Source organism: Pseudaestuariivita rosea (assembly GCF_017592335.1).
Classification (GTDB): Bacteria; Pseudomonadota; Alphaproteobacteria; order Rhodobacterales; family Rhodobacteraceae; genus Parasulfitobacter; species Parasulfitobacter rosea.
Map to the genome: position 1 here is coordinate 1 of NZ_JACNMP010000026.1, position 19,907 is coordinate 19,907.

The 19,907-nt window shown below is 54.7% G+C and carries 10 protein-coding genes, 1 tRNA gene and 1 pseudogene; 4 read left to right on the forward strand and 8 right to left on the reverse strand.

What is annotated here, in order from left to right; all coding sequences use genetic code 11:
- Window positions 1-132 precede the first annotated feature (132 nt).
- Both H7848_RS14975 and H7848_RS19915 read right to left on the reverse strand, forming a co-directional pair.
- Window positions 133-753, reverse strand: coding sequence for a Fic family protein (locus H7848_RS14975; RefSeq protein WP_208353023.1), 621 nt, complete (start codon window positions 751-753; stop codon window positions 133-135).
- 1,000 nt (window positions 754-1,753) lie between these two features.
- Window positions 1,754-1,853: pseudogene (locus tag H7848_RS19915) on the reverse strand (M24 family metallopeptidase); the annotation flags it as partial.
- Between the two features lie 212 nt (window positions 1,854-2,065).
- On the opposite strand from H7848_RS19915, the gene H7848_RS14980 reads away from it, so the two are divergent.
- Window positions 2,066-2,803, forward strand: coding sequence for a heme-dependent oxidative N-demethylase family protein (locus H7848_RS14980; RefSeq protein ID WP_208353025.1), 738 nt, complete (start codon window positions 2,066-2,068; stop codon window positions 2,801-2,803).
- Window positions 2,804-2,806: 3 nt separating this feature from the next.
- On the opposite strand, the gene H7848_RS14985 is transcribed toward H7848_RS14980, so the two are convergent.
- The 3 genes from H7848_RS14985 to H7848_RS14995 form a co-directional block, all read right to left on the reverse strand.
- The gene (locus H7848_RS14985; protein WP_208353027.1) at window positions 2,807-3,112 is read right to left on the reverse strand and encodes a hypothetical protein; all 306 of its coding nucleotides are present in this window, start codon (window positions 3,110-3,112) and stop codon (window positions 2,807-2,809) included.
- 139 nt (window positions 3,113-3,251) lie between these two features.
- Window positions 3,252-4,658, reverse strand: a complete 1,407-nt coding sequence (gene glnA / locus H7848_RS14990) for a type I glutamate--ammonia ligase (protein ID WP_208353029.1) — start codon at window positions 4,656-4,658, stop codon at window positions 3,252-3,254.
- 57 nt (window positions 4,659-4,715) lie between these two features.
- Complete coding sequence (locus H7848_RS14995; protein ID WP_208353031.1) at window positions 4,716-5,054, reverse strand: P-II family nitrogen regulator; 339 nt, start codon at window positions 5,052-5,054, stop codon at window positions 4,716-4,718.
- Window positions 5,055-5,232: 178 nt separating this feature from the next.
- On the opposite strand from H7848_RS14995, the gene H7848_RS15000 reads away from it, so the two are divergent.
- Window positions 5,233-6,864, forward strand: a complete 1,632-nt coding sequence (locus H7848_RS15000) for an NAD(P)H-hydrate dehydratase (RefSeq protein ID WP_208353034.1) — start codon at window positions 5,233-5,235, stop codon at window positions 6,862-6,864.
- Between the two features lie 117 nt (window positions 6,865-6,981).
- Window positions 6,982-7,066: transfer RNA gene (locus H7848_RS15005), tRNA-Leu, on the forward strand.
- Between the two features lie 84 nt (window positions 7,067-7,150).
- Here the strand turns inward: H7848_RS15005 and H7848_RS15010 are convergent.
- The 3 genes from H7848_RS15010 to H7848_RS15020 form a co-directional block, all read right to left on the reverse strand.
- Window positions 7,151-8,182, reverse strand: coding sequence for a tyrosine-type recombinase/integrase (locus H7848_RS15010; RefSeq protein WP_208353037.1), 1,032 nt, complete (start codon window positions 8,180-8,182; stop codon window positions 7,151-7,153).
- A gap of 196 nt (window positions 8,183-8,378) precedes the next feature.
- Window positions 8,379-8,999 carry a hypothetical protein gene (locus tag H7848_RS15015; RefSeq protein WP_208353040.1) on the reverse strand — a complete coding sequence of 207 codons (621 nt, stop codon included), beginning with the start codon at window positions 8,997-8,999 and terminating at the stop codon, window positions 8,379-8,381.
- Between the two features lie 150 nt (window positions 9,000-9,149).
- Window positions 9,150-10,166 (reverse strand): nucleotidyltransferase family protein, encoded by a 1,017-nt coding sequence (locus H7848_RS15020; RefSeq protein WP_208353043.1) that lies wholly within the window; start codon window positions 10,164-10,166, stop codon window positions 9,150-9,152.
- 376 nt (window positions 10,167-10,542) lie between these two features.
- Between H7848_RS15020 and H7848_RS15025 the strand changes: the two genes are divergently transcribed.
- A complete protein-coding gene (locus tag H7848_RS15025; protein ID WP_208353046.1) occupies window positions 10,543-19,893 on the forward strand; it encodes a PKD domain-containing protein in 9,351 nt (3,116 codons plus the stop codon).
- Window positions 19,894-19,907 lie beyond the last annotated feature (14 nt).

Below are 19,907 nucleotides of genomic sequence, written 5' to 3' on the forward strand. Positions count from 1 at the left end.
CGAGACGCCGCCGAACGCACGATAGAGGCAACATGGCGCAGGATCGGTAAGCTGCTCGACCGCTTCACCCCGCAGGAATGTGCGAATTACCTTGTCAACTCAGGATACGCTTCAACCTGATCTCATCTTGCTCTAGCTATCAGGAAGATCTTCTGCCGAAGATAACTGTTGTAAAATCAACCTTTCAAGAAATGCATGTAACTTCGATAGATCAAGCTCGCCGGTTTTAACCGAGTTATCAGTTTCTCTCATTATATTTACATATTCATCCCTGTTTTCTCGTATTAATTCGGGAAGAATAGGAGCACCTGGCAACCAACCACCTAGCCTTACACATAAAACAAATAAACATGCAGCTCGTGCTGTGCGCCCGTTACCGTTTATGAAGGGATGAATGTAATTTAGCCGCCATAATACATATGCCGCTAAAACTATTGGATCATGATCCATCCAATGGCGATTTACCTGATTTACAAAGTCATCCATTAATCCTGGGACTTGAAATTCAGGTGGTGGTTCGTAATCGCCAACATAAACCTTACATGGGCGATATTCACCTGCGCTCGTGTGCAAACAGGCAATTGCGTGGAAATTTAAAGCCTTCAATATAGTTTGAGATAAAAATGGTCTTTTCACCTCTAAAGCAGCTTCAACAGCAGACCGTAAAAAATCATATTGGCGAGAACCATTTTCAATTTCAAATTTTTGATAAGCTTTATGGTTCTCACCACCTGTAAGATCAATCAGTATCAAATTTTAGTGGCCCTCAAAATGCTGCAGGACTTTCTCAACTTGATCTTTTGTTATTGAACTTTCATCGTCTACAGAGCTTAGAACAAAAGATATTCGTTGTTCACGTATTTCTTGCTCCGTGAGACTCTTTTTTGCAGCTGCTGAAATCTTTTTCAGCACCTCATCAGAAGTTGTAAGCGATGTCATGTTGCCTCACATTCAGTGCAACTTTTCCAAAGTCACACATTCCAGAACTTCGAGTTCATATTACAGATACTAGTTAAACAAGCGTTTAAAGCAACTATCAATGTACAAATGTTACTTTGGGTTATCCTGAATCTATTATGTGACATTACGAATTACAAAAAAAATTTCACCGTTGTAATGAATAACCGGCCAATAATCATACTTTAGCATTTACGTAAAATAAGTGACACGAAACATGTAAAATACCCCTTGTAAAATAGTGCCTTTTGAGTGGAGGCAATAGCAGGTTCCGCCACTTCTAGCGCCTAGAACGTTCGTAGCTGTAACATTAGTCAAACATATATATGCCAGTGCTCAGACATATTACGCATCAAGGTAATCACAGAGAGTGTGTTCTTCTTTGATGCATGCCGAAAACCTATCCTAATGTGCCTGCCAGGCACGATATCAGGATATTCTACATGAAAGAAAATGGTGCCGCAGGGGAGGATTGAACTCCCGACCTCACCCTTCTCCCGCCGTGGGCTTTCGCCCTGATTGGCAGGCCGGACTATCCCTTGACCGTGGCGCGATGCGCTTTAGGTCCCGCCCGTCTAGTCTCTACACCTTCCCGGAAAACCGGGCTTGGCTCGGGATTGGCATGGGTTCGAAAACCGTTAGCTTTCCCCGAATTTGAGCGGTGATCACCCCAAAATTTCTGATGGGGGAGGCAAATTTCACCAAGGGTGCGCTCTACCACTGAGCTACTGCGGCTACGCCCGACCGCCTTTACAAGCCCCGATGACCTGCTGCAAGCAAAAACAGCATGGCGCGCCTATCCAGCGCCCATCGACGCCGGGTCAAACGTATTGCGTCAGGTTTTCATAGCCATCTTCGGTAATCAGCACCTGATCTTCCAGGGTATTGGAAAAATCGTTGATCATCTTTTCTGACTGATATCTTTCATGACGTCTTCTTGTGATTTCAGATCACCATATACCGTACCGCATCAAGCAGAACGGTGATGGGTCATGGCACCTTGTCTTTCACTTCTGGTATCGGCATGTTGCCTGAAGGAAAGCGTGTTTCCACTTGGAAAACGCCCTGATTGAATATCGGTTTCAAGGACCTCAGGATTCGACAAGATATGTCGCAGAGTGATGTTTCCCACTCAATTCCATGGTTTCAGGCCAGCCAACGCCCATTGCCGGGCGTGCAGCCGCTGGACCTGTCAGATTGGATTGTCGTTGGGGATGATTTTCACGATCAGATGCAGCTAAGGGATAGGCTGCTGACAAAGCGGCCCGGTGACGTTCACGCGCTGGACAAGACGGGCTTGCTGCCCGCCCAGGAATTGCTGGACACGGTTTTAGGGCATCTCTGGGCTTTTGATACATACACTATTTCAGCCAAATCGGTAACCCGCCCTGATGGCGTGCTGGTTGGCATAGATCATAGGCAGCCGCTGGTCACACTGGGCCGTCTGTGTCAGGAAGATTTCTGTATTCTGACCAAATCCGGGCCGCAGCATGTTCTGGTCGGGGCTGTCTTATGCTTTCCGGCCAGTTGGCAGTTGCGTGAAAAGATCATGCGGCCATTGACCGATATTCATCGACCGGTGCCCAGTTATACAGCCGATATTGCGAAACGGGTGCAGCGGTTGTTCGACGGTGTGCAACCCGACCGCCCCCTTTGGCGGGCGAATGCGCTTTGGTATGACGACCCGTCATTATTTCAACCACGCAGCGAAACAGCCCCCCGTCATAGGCCCGGGTCGGCACCGTATTTAAGAAGTGAGCGTCAGTGCATCCTTCGATTGCCCGAAACGCGTGCAGTCGTCTTTTCGATCCGCACAGCCGTCGTTCATATGGGCGCGCAGGGCTAGCTGTCAAAGCTGACTTGTTTCTATCGTGGCAGGTGCTGAGAATGTCGTCATCAGATCACTGTTTGCCGACGATTGCTGAACGACATAGATCGATATTGCGAAAATCGTCACACATGCCGCAGCCAGAAAAAGCTTTCTGCGAATAGGCTGTGCAGGTTTGTGATTTTCTTCTGCTTTCGGTTTGGCAGAGCCATCAGGCTTTGCAACCTCAGATGTTAGAACTTCTTGCCGCTTGGTGCACTCCGACAGAAACTCTGATACACGAACGGACTTGTCATTGGGCATGGCCCCGGACTCATTAACCAACATACTATTTCCCCGAATCTAGCAGACACCACACTTATAACACGAATTTAGGCAAAATCTGGGCTGCCCAAACGTAAAGGGCGCCCTTGGCGCCCTTTCGCTTTGCAGTGGGGGAAATCCACCGACGATGTTTCAAACCGCCTTAGCAGCTGTAATATAGTTTGAACTCCATGGGGTGGGGCGTGTGCTCATAGGCGTAAACCTCTTCCCACTTCAGCTCCATATAACCTTCCAGTTGATCCTTGGTGAACACGTCACCGGCCAGCAGGAAGTCGTGGTCCGCCTCAAGCGCTTCCAGGGCTTCGCGCAGCGATGCGCAAACCGTTGGAATACCGGCCAGTTCTTCCGGTGGCAGATCATACAGGTCTTTGTCTGACGATGGGCCTGGGTCGATCTTGTTCTTGATCCCGTCCAGACCCGCCATCAGAAGTGCGGCAAAGCACAGATAGGGGTTTGCTGATGGGTCGGGGAAGCGGGCCTCGACACGTTTCGCTTTGGGCGATTCAGCCCACGGAATACGCACACACCCCGACCGGTTCCGGGCTGAATAGGCGCGCAGAACAGGGGCTTCAAACCCTGGGATCAGACGCTTGTAGCTGTTGGTCGACGGGTTGGTAAAGGCATTCAGCGTTTTCGCGTGCTTCAGAATGCCGCCGATGAAATACAGAGCCTCTTGGCTGAGATCGGCGTATTTGTCGCCCGCGAACAAAGGCTTTCCGTCTTTCCAGATCGACATGTTCACGTGCATGCCGGTGCCGTTGTCGCCCGCGATCGGCTTCGGCATGAAGGTCGCCGACTTGCCATAGGCCTGCGCCACATTGTGGATCACGTATTTGTATTTCTGCAGCTCATCGGCCTGAGTGGTCAGGCTGTCGAAGATCAGACCCAGTTCGTGCTGACAACTGGCAACCTCGTGGTGGTGTTTGTCGACCTTCATGCCCATGCGCTTCATCGTCGACAGCATTTCAGACCGGATGTCCTGACCGTCATCGATCGGGTTCACGGGGAAATACCCGCCCTTGACGCCGGGGCGATGACCCATGTTGCCCATTTCATATTCGGTGTCGCTGTTCCAGGCCGCGTCCAGCGCATCAACCTCGTATGACACTTTGTTCATCTCAACCGAAAAACGCACGTCGTCAAACAGGAAGAATTCAGCCTCGGGCCCGAAATAGGCCGTGTCACCGATGCCGGACGACTTTAGATAAGCCTCGGCCTTTTCAGCGGTGCTGCGCGGGTCACGTTCGTAGGCTTCGCCCGTGTCGGGTTCCAGAACCGAACAGTGAATACAAACCGTCTTTTCCGCATAAAACGGATCAAGATAGGCGCTGTCGGTATCGGGCATCAGTTTCATGTCGGACTGGTCAATCGACTTCCAGCCGGCGATGGACGATCCATCAAACATAAAGCCGCTGTCCAGAAAATCTTCATCGACCTGATCGGCCATGACCGTCACGTGCTGCAGCTTGCCGCGTGGGTCTGTGAACCGGATATCGACATATTCGACATCCTCGTCTTTTAGCATCTTAAGAACGTCAGCTTTGCTCATTGTGACAGTCTTCCCTCTTGTTGGATATTGCAGAGTGTTGGTTCTATTCGGAATAAATTAAAGCGCGTCGTCGCCAGTTTCGCCAGTCCGAATGCGGATCGCCTGTTCGATTGTGGATACGAAAATTTTGCCATCCCCGATTTTATCTGTCTTGGCGGCATCCACGATCGCGTCAATCGCACCATCCAGCTGGTCTTCCGCCAGAACGACTTCGATCTTAACTTTGGGCAGGAAATCAACAACATATTCGGCGCCGCGATACAGTTCCGTGTGCCCTTTTTGGCGTCCAAACCCCTTGACCTCAACCACCGATAGGCCCTGTACGCCGATCTCTTGCAGCGCTTCCTTGACCTCGTCGAGTTTGAAGGGTTTTATGATCGCCTCGATTTTTTTCATGATTGCGACTCCTATGCCCTTTTTCCGTTGTGCCAGAGGTGAGACCACTTTCCCCATCCGGCGACAATTGGCTAGGGTGCGTCAATCGGTCTGGCAATGGGGAAAGAGTATCGGTCGCCTAATAAATATGCAATGTGCTGATGATTTGCGCTGAAATGAATCAAGGATACGTCAAAAAATGACTGAATTGCTGACATCTGCCCAAATGCGCGCCATTGAGCAGGCCGCGATCGACAGTGGTCAGGTCACCGGCCTTGAACTGATGGAGCGCGCAGGCCGCGGTGTTTTCGACGCCATTTTCGAAGAATGGCCCCAACTGGCCAAGACATCCCACCGCGCCGTTGTTCTGTGCGGCCCGGGCAACAACGGCGGCGACGGATTTGTCGTGGCGCGATTGTTGAAGGAATGGGGGTGGGAGGTTGAGGTTTTCCTCTACGGCGACCCCGAAAAACTGCCGCCCGATGCGAAGGTGAATTATGACCGGTGGCGCGAGTTGGGTCAGGTCGCGGCGCTGACGAAAGACGCGTTTGCAGCGGCTGTTGAACGTGCTTTGGACAAGACAGACTATCAGCGGGACTCTATGGATGATAACCGTGGGCCAACGACCGTTTATATAGACGCGATCTTGGGAACGGGGCTGACACGCGGTTTTGATGACGAACTTCTGGCCATCCGAAGTGTTTGGGATAGTGATTGCTACGAATTTGGCGTTGCGATTGATATGCCGTCCGGGCTTAGCGCAGATACTGGTGCAGTCGTCGGTCTTGACTGGTTTTTCAGCAAGCTTGTTGTGACATTCCATCGCGCAAAAGTTGGCCATTATCTGGATTCATTCAACTACGACATAAAAACTCTGAAAGTTGTTGATCTGGAATTTTGGAATATCGATTTTGATGAACCTACCTCTGACACTCATGAAAAAGTTAACTTATTCGACGAATGGGATTTAGAGTTCGATGTACGTGGTTTCTTTGAAGACGGCCTTCAGAAATCTCAGCGTACTCACAAATACGGCCACGGGCACGCCCTGGTCCTGTCGGGCCCATCCGGCCAAACCGGCGCGGCGCGGTTGGCGGCGCGGGGGGCGCTGCGGATCGGTGCTGGGTTGGTGACTGTTGGTTGTCCACCAGATGCTTTGGTCGAAAACGCCGCACACCTGACGGCCATCATGCTGAAGCCCGTGGCCGACGACATGGCGCTGACCAAAATCCTGAAAGACGACCGCCTGAACGCCCTTTGCATCGGTCCGGGTCTTGGGATCATTGACAAAACCCGGCAGCTTGTTGCGACAGTTTTGAAAAGCGGTCGCGCAACCGTGCTGGACGCCGATGCCCTGACCATCCTGTCGCAAAACCCTGACCTTTTCGACCAGCTTCATAAAAACTGCGTTCTGACACCCCACGCCGGTGAATTCGCCCGCCTTTTCCCCGACATCGCCGAAAAGCTCAACACGCCCGCAACCACCGGCCCCGCCTATTCCAAGGTAGACGCCACCCGCGACGCGGCCAAACGCGCGGGCTGCACGGTTTTGTTCAAAGGCCCCGACACCGTGATCGCTGACCGCGATAGCTACGCCTCGATCAATTCGGCCCAATATGATCGTGCCGCCCCATGGCTGGCCACAGCCGGGTCGGGCGATGTGCTGGCGGGCTTTATCACCGGCCTGATCGCGCGGGGATTTCAGCCAAGGCTGGCCGCTGAAACCGCCGCCTGGCTGCACGTCGAATGCGCCCTCCACTTCGGTCCCGGCCTGATCGCCGAAGACATCCCCGAACAGTTACCCGGCGTTTTTCGCAAGTTAGGACTGTAAATCGCGCAAATTTACGCGATTTTCCTCTCGCATCCGGCAAAAACCTTTGCTAGAGAACGCCGGAAATCGGGGCGGCCCTGCGCTTCGCGCTAGAATCGGGGCCGCTTTGTTGGTTTTGCGGGTGTGGCGAAATTGGTAGACGCACCAGATTTAGGTTCTGGCGCCGCAAGGCGTGGGGGTTCAAGTCCCTCCACCCGCACCAAATTGATTTTATTGTGTTTTCTTCCATTTCTATCAACTCGCTGACATGGCTGGTCTAAAAGGTTTCGCACTTAGTTTCGCACTTTCACGTTCTGGTCTTGTTCTGTTCCTCTTCATCGCGCCGCTGTTGCGCCCGCTTTGATGCTGCTTTTTGATCGCGTTTGGCGCGGTACTTGCGCACCATTTCCATCGTCTTGTGACCTGTTACAGCTTGGATTTCTGCATCACTGCACCCGGCGTCAGCCAACTGCACCGCTGCTGTGTAGCGCCATCCGTGGGTTACAAGTCGGTTTTCACCGTGCATAATGCCCAGGGCTTTGCGGACGGATTCCACAGCCTTTTGAGCCGCCCTTTTACCAATGGGCTGGGTCAGGTTCTTCGCCATAATATGGCGACCTTGGCGGGGCAGCTTGGCAAGATAGGCCTTCAGACGACCAGGGCAGTACACTGCTACCTTTGTGCCGGTCTTGTCCTGTACAACGTTTATGTATTCGCCATCGAAGTCGGCCCATTCCATTTTGACGCAATCACCAATGCGTTGGCCGGTGCCGATGGCAAGCTCATAGATTGTCCGAGCGTCAGTCTGTTCGTACTGGTCACAGTACCGCTCATAGGCGATTAGCTTGATTTCCGGCCATGGCTCGTACTCGCCGCCTTCCAGCTTATCAATATCAACAACTGGATTGCGCTCAATCCACTCAAGATCGACAGCCAGTTTACAAAGGATCGACAAAACTGCGATGCGCTCGTTCGCCTTAGACCAGTTATCTTGCAAGGCGGTTTGAACGTTCAATGCATCCTTACGCCGAAAGCGGGTTACATCTTTGTGGCCGTTCTTTTCGCGGATAGCCTCGCAATGCCGTCGATAGTTTGCGCGAGTACCGGCCGCTTTTTTAGTAAAGCGTGGCGACTTATAAAACTCGATAATCAAATCGCCCCAAGTAGTTTTACATTTTTTTACGCGCTTACCTGACCGAATTGCCCAATACGCTGTCATGAAATCCTCAGAGTCTGGATTATCAGGCAAACGAACACGGGTTTTGCCCTTGCGAAAATAAATATATTCGTAACTCTTGACCGTTTTGTATTCGAGATATGGTAGATCAGGTTTTTTCATGTTTCGAATTCCTCATCCAAAACTTGTCCAGACGCGATTGCTTCTAGGTCTGAAACACGCCAGCGCTTATGTCCCGCAAGATCGATTGGAGGTGGAAGTATTCCCATATCTACTAGCGCGCGGTACTCAGCAAGCTTCATGTCCAAAAGCTTTGCTGCGCGCCGCTCGTTGGCAAATATGAGACTATGGTTAGCCATCAATCCACTTCCCAACCGATGATCTCAAACCCGATCTGGTGCAATTCTGCCAGCGGAATTTCAGCGGACCGATTCACTTTCGTGTTCGAGATGCGGCGCATGGATTCCCACGCTTCGAGAACGTCCTTGTTCCTAGGCCTGTCGTTTGAGGCAGCGTATTCATCCATGACAGCCTGCCACTGTTCCCGCTGATGGTAGTCCTGGCTTCCGGTATCGGTAGCGATATACGCTTTGCCTTGTTCAGACAGATGCAACATTCCAAAAGAAATTTCATGGTAAGGCACTTGATTTGAAAGACAGTCCAGTAGGGTATCTTCCAGCGTCTTGTTTTCATCGACCCAAGGCAGCCCCCATGCGGAAGTCGCTTCTTCATCGCGTCGGTCAGGCTTGAGTGCACCGAAATACTTGACATCCCGCACCGCCCTGCTCGGCGACGGGGACGCGACAACTGCAATGATCACCCGAACGGCATCAAGTGGCGTGATGTCCGGGGCGTTCACGCCTCGGGCACCTGTCGTGAATAGTCCGGCTTCGCGCAAGATGCGGACAATCATCCTGATCGTTTTTTCCTCGACGCCAAGGCTTTCGGACATAAGGGTGATGAATTGAGCCTGTTTCATGCTTATGGACTACAACTCTCTTAGGCGAGGCGTCAAGCCTAAATGTTGATAGGTCTTTTAGGTTGAGGCGCAAAACCGGAGCGGAAGTATAACTTTTCCCGAACCACGGTTTTGTGAAGGTAATTATAGCTAAGCTATTGCTTACCAATGCTAAAGCGCTGATAGAAGCGCCAGCGTTTCAGGCATTCGTTTCAGGGTGTTATCCAGCCGCTTGGCCCATTTCGGGCCGGTGTTGCGGGCTGTGATGTAGGCCTCGTTCAGCTCATCCGGGCGGTCTTCGGCCAGGGCACGGATCAGGAAGGCGGCCTGGGCCCGGTCTTTGACGGCCTTGATCCGGTCGGGTCCATCCCGGCGCCGATCTGCGACGATCAGCTTGTGGATGGCAAAGCGTTCGGGCTGCGGCACCTGGACAAGCACGCCGCTGCGATACAACACGGCGGCCTGAATGGGATCCTGGATCAGATAGTTCAGATGGTGCAGTGATTGGGCATCGACACCCAGGGCGGCAAGGGGGCGCAGGCCTTCGTCTTCGTCGAAAGACGGGGTCAGGAATTCGACCATCAGATCATTGCGCGTCTGTTTCCAGCGCCAGACGTGATCGCGTTTCAGACTGGGCACAGGGTCGAAGGCGAAGTGCTTGAAAACGTCCTGAAGGGGAGGGGAGACAGTGTCTTCCAACGCCAGGGACAGACGTTCAAAACTGGCGATGTCGACGTCGCCGGTCTGGGCGGTGTCGTCGAAACTGTAGCGCAGCCCAAGGTCGCCTTCGTACAGGCGAAAGGCATGGGTGCCGACGATGGTGCCGCCCAAGCGAAAGACCCCGGATTTGGCCATCGCGGACAACAGGCTGCCGGTGGTGGCATCGGTGCTGAGGAAGCCCTCGGCGCGCAGAATGCGGATCAGGCGTGTGCGGTGGGCCTGACGGTCTGCGGTCTGGTCGCGCAGTTTGGTCAAGTCAGAGAGGCGCTGCGCCAGCTCTGGGGTATCTTCACCAATGTAGGATTTGCGGACGTCATTGCCGACGCGAAAGGTGTCGTACCAATAGGTCTTGTCGCCGCGTTTCACTTTGGTGGGCGTGCCCCGGATCTGCGCGGCCGCTTCGTCTTTCAGCGACCGCAACAAGTCGTGATAGGCCGCGTGGGCGACGGTGGAATGGCGTTGGATCATGTGTGTTCAACAGTGATTATTTTTGTTGAACATAAGGTAATGTTCTACAAAAAGCAAATGTGTTGAACATAAATTGGTATGATCGCAGCCTGTTGCTTGATGGACACTGGCTGATCGGCAAATAATCGGATGTTAATGTTTGAATTTATCACAAGGAACTTGACTGTTTCTCAGCGTCGTTTCCAAATTAGCAACAATCATAAGAATTGTTTCCACCAAATTTCGATCACGAAGAGTTGACGGATTTCTGACCTTACGGCAACAATAGGTTGAGCTACCATACCTGTCACTTTTGTCGAAGTTGATATCTAAGGCACTGTTTTGGAAGTATATTTTGGGCTGAAGTGACTAGAATTTGAGCGTAAGGATTACCTGAATGCGTTTTCTGAAATTCCTTCTTATTTCTTTCGTGATCTCTATCTCATCCGCGTCCGCTGATAATCTGACGAGTTTGGGTGTTGATGGTGATGGTGTCACGATGTGGCGATTGCAGAATGATGGGGGTGGTGTTCAGGATGTGACGCTTCGTCGGTATGGTGGCGGGTTTGAGGCGGTTTTTACGGTTGCGCCGGGGCGTTTGGTTGTGGCGGGGGCTGGGGCTGGCACGTATATTGCGGAGTTCGGTGTCAGTGGAGAGAGCCGGACGAAGGCGTCGGGGTCTCAGGCGTTTGATGCGTGTTATCATCTGGGTCAGTGCGGGCCTGTTGTGTCGTGCTCGGTACAGACAGTTGTTGTGCCTGTGTCGGTGGGGCAGGGGGCTTTGCTGGATGCGACGTCCGAGGTTGTGACGGATCAGACGGGTTTGCGGCCGCAGTGGCGGTGGGAGAGCCGTCCGGACACCAGTGTTGCGGATCTGAGTGCGACCGATGTGCTGCGGCCCGGGTTCACGCCGGATGTGGCCGGAACTTATGTGGCGGCTCTCGACCTGCTGGCGGATGGGGCCAGTGCGCCTGCGCTGAGCGTGACGGTTGAGGCGGGCACGGGGAATCTGCGGCCTGTGGCGCGCCTGCAGGGGCGGGGTCTGCCGGGCACGGGCGATCTGACGCTGGACGGGTCGGACAGTTTTGACGCCAATGGCGATCAGATCAGCTATGTCTGGTCTGTTGAGGCGGCACCTGATGGCAGTGCGCTGTCGCTGGCGGGGGCTGCGGGCCCGCTGGTGGATGTGGCGCTGGATGTCGAGGGGGATTATACCTTTGGCCTGGCGGTGCAGGACGGCGATGGTCTGACCTCGGGTGTGGCGTGCTATGAGGTGACGTTCACGCCGGGCGGCAACACGGATATCTGGCTGCCGGCCTATGATCTGACGCTGCCCAATGACGGGTCGGACCGGGTGACTTTTACGCTTGGGGATGTGTCGAACGGGCCTGCGCTGGATATTCTGATCCCAAGCTTTGATGTCAATGGCGGGCATGAGACCACGTTTGACACGCTGACCTTCACGTTCCGGGGCAAGGATTACAGCCTGTCGTCGACGCGTGAGTTTCTGGATTTTGTCAGCTTCATCGAGTTTGACACCGATGGGACGACGGATGCGCTGATCTCGCCCAATCCGGATGTGACGGATTTTACGCTTGATTTCGGGACAGATCGCGGGTCGGTGACGCTGCAGAACATCGTGGGCAGCAATCTGGGCCGCCGCCAGTTAGAGCAGCGCAGCGTGGATTACTACGAAGGGGCGTTCACGCGGCAGGCGGAACCGCGGGCCGATGCGCGGTTTGATCAGCTGATCGTGCCGGTGGGGACGGTGGGTGCGCTGGATCCGCACCGCAGCACGGATATCGATGGCGATGTGATGACGTCCGAGGCGGGTCTGGTTGTGGCCCCTGCGGGCAGTGCCGCGGCGCTGGCGCCTGCGGGCGAAGGGATTGCGACGCTGGCCCCGGATGTGGCGGGCGACTATCTGGCGCGGATTGCGGTCAGCGATGGTCTGCGGACGCGGTTTGACACGGTGCTGGTGACGACGGAAGCCGGGGCGCCGGTGCGCCCTGTGGCGCGGATTGCGGCGGGCGCTGCGAACGCTGCAGCCCTGGGGACCCCAGTGGCGCTGGATGGCAGCCAGAGTTATGACTTCAACGGCGATCTTCTGAGCTATGAGTGGACGCTGATCCATGCGCCCCAGGCCAGCCTGGCGGCGATCACCGACCCCGGTTTGCCCTTTGCCGGTCTGACGCCGGATGTGGCGGGCGATTATGTGGTGCAGCTGGTGGTGCGCGATGGGGCAGGGGCCTCCACCCCCGCCACGGCGCTGATCCGGGTGCCCGAGGTCCTGCCGGTGGCGGTGGCCGGGCCTGATCTGGCCGCACCCGCGTTTGGCTTTGTGACGCTGGATGGCGGTTTGTCGTCTGTGGGGGCCGATGCACGCTATGACTGGGCGCTGACCGGTCTGGTGGGCGATGTCGACCGGGCGGTGACGCTGACGGGCGATGCGACATCCGCGATCTGGACGCTTGAGGTTCTGCAACCGGGCGATCCGCAGACGGCTGCCCCCTATGCCGGTGTGGCGCAGCTGATTGCGGCAGATGGCAATGGGGTGGCGCGGCCGGAGGCTGTCTTTATCGGATCGGGCAATCTGCGCCCCGTGGTGCAGGGGGCCGGCCGGATTGAGGCCGAGGCCGGTGTGCCCGTTGACCTGAGGGCTGCGGATTATGCCAGTGATATCAATGGTGATGCGCTAAGCCACAGCTGGTCGCTGCTCTATCGGCCCCAGGGCAGTGCGGCGCAGGTTGATCCTGCCAATGGCGCGCCGATTGTGACCGGTGACAGCCTGTCCTTTACGGCGGACCGGGCGGGGATTTATCTGATCCAGCTGACGGCCGAGGATGGCAACCTGCGCGCGACCCCGGCGGTGATCCTGCTTGAGGTGACAAACAGCGCCCCGGTGGCGGTGGCCACGGGTCCGGATCAGGTCTTTGTGGGCCAGGTGGCCACGCTGGATGGCACCGGATCCTTTGACCCTGACGGCAATGCGCTGAGCTACAGCTGGACGATTGTCAGTGCGCCTGCGGGCAGCACAGCCACGATCCCCGATCCCTTTGGCCCCACGGCCAGCTTCACGCCCGATCTGCGCGGGGCCTATAGCTTTGGCCTGGTGGTGTCGGATTTTGAGCTGAGCTCGGATCAGGCCGTTGTCAGCCTGAGCGTGCCGAACCGGGCCCCAGTGGTGTTGATCAGCGGCCCCGATACGCTGGAGGCTGGCGTTGAGACGCTGATCGATGCGACCGGGTCGACGGACCCCGATGGGGATGTCCTGAGTTTTGTCTTTGAGGTTACCTCTGCCCCCACAGGCGCTGATTTTACCTTTGCCGAGGTGGCCGCGGGCCAGTACGGCTTTGTCAGCCAGGATGCGGGCGATTACACGATCGAGGTCACGGTCAGCGATGGCATCGACACGGTGACCGAGGTGCTGGCGCTGAGCGTGGTGCCGGGCAACACGGCGCCGGTTCTGGGCCCTGTGCGGGATCTTTACACGGTGGAACTGGGGCTGGAGTTCGTGCTGGACCTGACGGCCAGCGATGCCGATGGCGATGTGCTGACGTTCTATGCCACGCCGCTGCCGCTGCCCACGGGTGTCAGCTTTGACGCCAATACCGGCGCGATCCGCTTCCGCCCCGAGACGGGGCAGGAGGGGCAGTATCAGTTCACGGTGGGTGTGTCGGACGGGGTTCTGACCGATGAGGCGGTGCTGACCATCGATGTGGTGCCCGGCACGGCCAGCGACACGGCGGTCTTTGGCCGCGTGCTGGATGCGGTGGATTTTGCCAATGGGGTGGAAACGCCGCTGGCGGGGATGCCGGTGCGTCTGGCCGACAGCGCGCTGATGGATATGACCGATGCCGAGGGCCGGTTCCGTTTTGGCAGCCTGGCCGAGGGGCGCGACCGCGTCTTTATCGAACCGAGTGCCGATGGCGGCCCCGGTGGCTATATCGGGGTGAACCGGGCCATCCGGATCACCGCCAATCAGGAACGGGACCTGGCGCCTGACTTCCTGCTGACGCCGCTGAATGATGGCTGTGCGACCGTGGTCGCGGGGCAGGATACGGTGCTGAACGGGGTGCAGTCCGGTGTGACGGTGACCATCGCCGCGGATACCGTGCAGGACAGCGCCGGGGCGGCCTATACAGGCGAAGTCTGTCTGGGGTCCCTGCCAGAGTTGTTCCAGCCCGCCAGCATGCCCGATACGGTACAGGCCTGCCGCATCTATGCGCTGGACGCGCCCGGGGCGGTCTTTACCCAAGGCCTTCAGATCACAGCACCCAATGTCGATGCGCTGCCCGAAGGCGCACGGCTGTCGCTGTGGCAGGTGGGCACGAACACCGGGCGGTTCCGTCCGTCAGCACGCGGGTCTGTCGATGCGGGCGCCGCGACGGTCAGTGCGACGCTGACCGGGGCAGGGGGCCTGTTTACCTTCCTGCCGCAGGCGCCTGTCAGCCGTCCCTCGGATGATCAGCCCACGGGCAACCGCAGCCTGACGGTTTTTGAGGGCGACATGTCGCAGACCTATGCGCTGCCCGGCTACCGGTCGTTCAACCGCGACCAGCAGGTGGCGCTGAGCTATCATTCCACCGCCGCCGATCCCACGGTGATCGTGGCCGGTGACGTGACGATTGCGGCCGATGCGTCGCTGCCTGTGACCCTGGATACAAATCTGGACATCGGCGGTCTGGCGATCAGTGATCTGGTGCAATGGACCCCGCGCGAAGGCGCCGATGGCAGCACGCCCGCGCTGGTGGGCGAAGAGCTGACCCTGCGCCAGTCAACACCTGTGGACGCCACAGGCCTGCCCTCGGGCCGCTACCCCTATACCTTCACCACACGGGCGAACTACGCCTGCTCGACCGTCGGCGCCAGCCACCAGGGCGAGCTTTACGTGCAAAACCAGACCGACAGCCCCTACGGCAAAGGCTGGTCCATCGACGGGCTGCAAAAACTGACCCAAACCCCCGACGGCGCCGTCGCCATCATCGACAACGACACAATCGCAACATTCAACCCAAAACCAACACTCACCGAATTCGAAGACGAACCCCTAACATTCCCAAGCGTCGGGACGCAGAATGTTGGTTCTACTGACTATAATGGTGATGGCCTGTTGGATGTCTTTTACGGCAGTAGCGGCACGGGCGAGATCCGGTTTGTCACCAACTTCGGCGATGGCGACCTTAGGCAGGACACGCCGATCAAAGTTGCCGATCCAAACGATGTGCCGGAAACCGGAGTTTATCCACCGAACCTGCTGACAGTGGATTCTGGAGAATTGAACGGGGATGGTAGTCCGGACATTGCCTATGCGTTGCAGGTTCAGGATGGCTACGGATTTATAGAAAACGACGGGTTTGGTGGATTTGACATCGGCTTCAACACACTTGGCTTGTCGTCAAGTCCCCGAGATCTGGAAATCGCTGACATCGATGGCGATGGGTTCGACGATATTGTCTATGTTGCACTTGGTACGCCGCTTATCGGATTTGGGCGAAACGAGGTCTGGATCGATTTTGGAGGCGATGGCTCCAACGTACCTGTTCGTGTTTCAAGAGCTGGATTAGAAAGAAATACTGTCCTTCAAGTTTTGATAGACGATATCGATGCAGACGGTGACTTGGATATCGCTTATCGCGCCTTGGGCGGATTGGATTTTGTTTATAATAACGGAAACCGATCCTTCACCTTGAGAACGCTTAGCGTTGGTGATGCAAGTCCCAGACTGCTTGGAGAATATGCAAAAACCGTTGATACGAATGGCGATGGTTTGCCTGAAGTCATTTGGAACAACGAAACCGAGCTGCAGGTTTATCCCAACATTGATGGTGCATCATTTGGCGCACCAATATCCCTTGCCCGGCCACCCGCTGTTACATCGGTCACTGCAGTCAACATAGCTGACGCGAATGGTGATGATCTTGACGATCTGATCCTGTCGGGTCCAGGTCAGGTGTATGTTTATAGTAACAACGGTGACGGTACCTTCGCACCTTTTGAAACAGGTTTTGTTAACTATTCCTTCGGTGAAATCGACATTGCCGATATCAACGGTGATGGCAGCCTTGATCTGATCTCATCGCAAAGGTTCACGGCAACCGTCCACTTCTCCAAACCCTCAGCCACGGGTGAATTCCGGTCCGGTCGGGGTGAATTCTCGACCCTGACAAAACTCCCCGACGGCACATGGCAGCGGGTTTATCCGGATGGGAATACTGTGGAGTTCGATGCCAATGGTCTGCAAACCGCTATTGTCGATACGAATGGAAACCGGATCAGCTATGTTTATGATGATCAGGGGCGGTTGATACAGATTACGGATATGGCGGGTCTGGTCACAACAATGACGTATGGCGCAGCTGGCTTTCTTGAGGCTGTGACGGACCCTGATGGGCGCGTAACCTTGTTCGGTATCGATGAGAACGGATTGGTCAGCGAAATCACCGAGCCTGATAATGAAAGGGTCGGCTTCGGCTATGACGACGATGGTCGGATGACCAGTTCGACTGATCAGCGCGGCAATACTTATGAGTTCAATTATGGTGAAGCTGGCGATCTGACGGGAGTGCGCACACCTGATGGTGCCTCTGTTTCAATGTCCGTAGGCCGAACGCTTGGTCTTGAGGACTTTAACACTGTTGACACATCAAAATATGTTGAACCAGAGGACAGGATTACAACGGTTACAGACAAGCGCGGTGGTGTGACGGAAACCACTTTGAACCAGTTCGGGGCTGCTGTCAGAATAGTCGACCCATTGGGACGCGTGACAACGATGGACCGAAACGATGATAGCCTTGTTACCCGGATCGAGCGGCCTTTTGGCTCGGGTCAACGGCGTGTTGATACGATTGCGTACGATGCCGATGCCAATATCACTGAAATGACCGAAGCCGTCGGTACATCTGTAGAACGGACCAGTAGTTATGTCTATGGCGATCTAAGTCGTTTGATCGAACAGACCGATCCTGATGGTTTTGTCACCCGTAACGAATTCGACGCCAATGGAAATATGATCAGGACGATCATGCCTGAAGGCGACGAAATGCTGATGTCCTACAATGCACGGGGCTTGATGACATCTACGACCGACCCGAATGGTAATGTAACGCTTTATGATTATGACATTAACAGCAATGTGTCATTCATTCGTTCCGCCAATAATATTGTAACGACGATGGATTACAACGATGCAGGCCAACCCGTTCAGGTGACTGAGGCAGCGGGTGATCTGTTAGAGCGTGTTCGTGTTACGGCCTATGATGTAAAGAACCGTCCTGTCCAAGAGATCGACGCATTGGGCAATATGACGTCATTTGGATACGATGCTTATGGCAATCAGGTTCGGTTCGAAGATCAGGCCGGTCGTGTATCAAACTCATTTTTTGACAGCATGAACCGGCCTGCGGGTGGCGAAGACCCCATGACAGGCACCTCGAATGTTACATACAATCCGTCGGAAACCGAGACCACAACAACCGATGCTGAAGGCCGTGTTGATATCATGGAAATGGATATCCTGGGCCGTTTGTCGCGGATGATTGAACCCAATGGAACTGTGCGTCGGGACACCTATGACGACGCTGATTTGTTGGCGACGATGATAGATGCGAAGGGTGGGGTTACATCTTTTGAATACGATGCCCTGGGCCGCGCTGTGCGGCAGGAGAATCCGGAAGGTGAAGTTGTTACGACCGAGTACGACAACCGCGATAACGTCACACGTATTGTACCAGCAGATGGGTCAGAAGTAACCTTCAGCTACGACGGCAATAATCGTCTGACAGAGATGGTGACTGCCGATAATCGCTACGCATATACATATGATGATGCGAGCAATTTGCTGAGTATCTCTGACAACGATTCAACCATTACAATGACCTATGATGAATTGAATCGTGTTGTGACCGAAACTGTTGATTATACCAATCTGTTGAAACCCGTAACGCTGACGTATGAATACGATGCGCTAGGTCGTCGTGTGAAGACAACAGACAGCTATGGTGGTGAAATCAGTATCACTTATGATGCCGAAAACCGTCAAACTCAGGTTACGCAGCCTTGGGGTGGGGTTATTGATTTCACATTCGATCCTGACGGTCGCGTTCGGTCGAAACAATATGAAAATGGAACGCTGACCGAGGTCGACTATGACGCAGGCGGTCGCCTAGCCTCACTAACGCATGAATTTGGTGGTGCAACCTTCCACGGCGAGAGTTTCGACTATGATCTGTCAGGGCGTATGGTTTTGCTGCGGGATCTGGTTGATCTGAGCGACTCACGTACTTTGATCCACGATGTGGCGCGGCGGCTGATCGGCGTGAATGTCGGCGTTCCCGCGGCAGATGGTGGTGTTCCTATTCCGGCCGAAGATTATGCCTATGATCTGGAAGATAATCGTACGGCGTCCCATTTGACGACAGGCTATATCTATGATGACAGCCACCGTCTGCTTGAGAATGCTGACTTCATGTATGCCTATGATCTTAATGGCAACCGCACATCGCGTACCGATAAGGCATCTGGCGAAATCGTCACTTACAGTTGGGATGCTCAGGATCAGTTGATTGGTATGACGGCCAGCACGGGGTGGTCCATCAGCTATGCCTATGACGCCAATCAGCGTCGGATTGGAAAATCCTATACAGATACTGCTGGTGTCGTCACGGATCAGGCCTTTGTTTATGATGGCCCGAATGTCCTGTTTGTCTTCACAACCCGTGACGGCGTTACGACCGCCCGGCGCTGGATGAACGCCTATGGTTTGGATAAACGATACGGGTTTGAGGATTACACTGGCGCTGTACCAACGCCTGGAACAGGAACGGTTTATGAGGTGCATCAGGATTATCTGGGATCGATTGTAGCCGTCGTTGATGCCACGAGCGGGTCACTGGTGTCGGAATACAGCTACGACAGCTTTGGGCAGAGAACCGTTGTAAACGAGGCTGTTGCGACAGGGTCCGGTTTTACCGGTCATCAGTATGACAGTGAAACCGGACTGGGTTACTTCCGTGCCCGCTACTACGATCCGGTCGAAGGGCGGTTCCTGTCAGAAGATCCAATGGGGTTCCCGGATGGGATCATGAACAGCTATGCATATGTCGCGAATGCGCCGTATCAGTTTAGAGACCCATTTGGACTAACATCCACTCCGGCGTTTTTGAGGCTTACTGATGATGCAACAACAAACGATATATACAGCTCTGTTATTGCTGGTGCCGCGATAGCTTATTTGATGCGGAGCCTTGATCATGCTTTTGATCAACTTGACATGCTTGGCGTTGGTGGCGGTAGCAACAATGGTGGAACCACAAGCGGGGGTAGAGGTCCCAGTTATGGTGACTACATTCAAGAATACATTGCAAAGTGTCGTCCAATCTATGATCCAGATTCAAGAAGGTTGGCTCCACCTCGGCTAGATCCTCAGCGCGACAACCATGGCGGTGATGATCACCGTGGCCTAATATTGAAGCGTGTTAGACATCTTCTTTATAAAAAAGCTATCCGAATGAGGAAGATCGGGGCTAATCCAGGATCGCTGCGAATGAATCAAGCTCAGGTTGATGCAGGTGGTAGAAAGGTCAGCACGTGTCGCCCCGACATTCAGTACAGTTGGGCAGGTAATACACGTCATCAATTGGAAGAAGTTGTGGTCAGTGCCAGTGTTTCTAGAACTTGGGCAAAACTTCTTGTGATGGCTGATGCGGACAAGAATGCGGGCATATATCTGTTTGGGCGTCGATAAGATAGGGGTATGGG

Coding starts and splice junctions, on each gene's coding strand:
- H7848_RS14980 (WP_208353025.1), top strand. CDS start 2,066: ATGTCGCAGAGTGATGTTTCCCACTCAATTCCATGGTTTCAGGCCAGC.
- H7848_RS14985 (WP_208353027.1), bottom strand. CDS start 3,112: ATGTTGGTTAATGAGTCCGGGGCCATGCCCAATGACAAGTCCGTTCGT.
- glnA (WP_208353029.1), bottom strand. CDS start 4,658: ATGAGCAAAGCTGACGTTCTTAAGATGCTAAAAGACGAGGATGTCGAA.
- H7848_RS14995 (WP_208353031.1), bottom strand. CDS start 5,054: ATGAAAAAAATCGAGGCGATCATAAAACCCTTCAAACTCGACGAGGTC.
- H7848_RS15000 (WP_208353034.1), top strand. CDS start 5,233: ATGACTGAATTGCTGACATCTGCCCAAATGCGCGCCATTGAGCAGGCC.
- H7848_RS15010 (WP_208353037.1), bottom strand. CDS start 8,182: ATGAAAAAACCTGATCTACCATATCTCGAATACAAAACGGTCAAGAGT.
- H7848_RS15015 (WP_208353040.1), bottom strand. CDS start 8,999: ATGAAACAGGCTCAATTCATCACCCTTATGTCCGAAAGCCTTGGCGTC.
- H7848_RS15020 (WP_208353043.1), bottom strand. CDS start 10,166: ATGATCCAACGCCATTCCACCGTCGCCCACGCGGCCTATCACGACTTG.
- H7848_RS15025 (WP_208353046.1), top strand. CDS start 10,543: ATGCGTTTTCTGAAATTCCTTCTTATTTCTTTCGTGATCTCTATCTCA.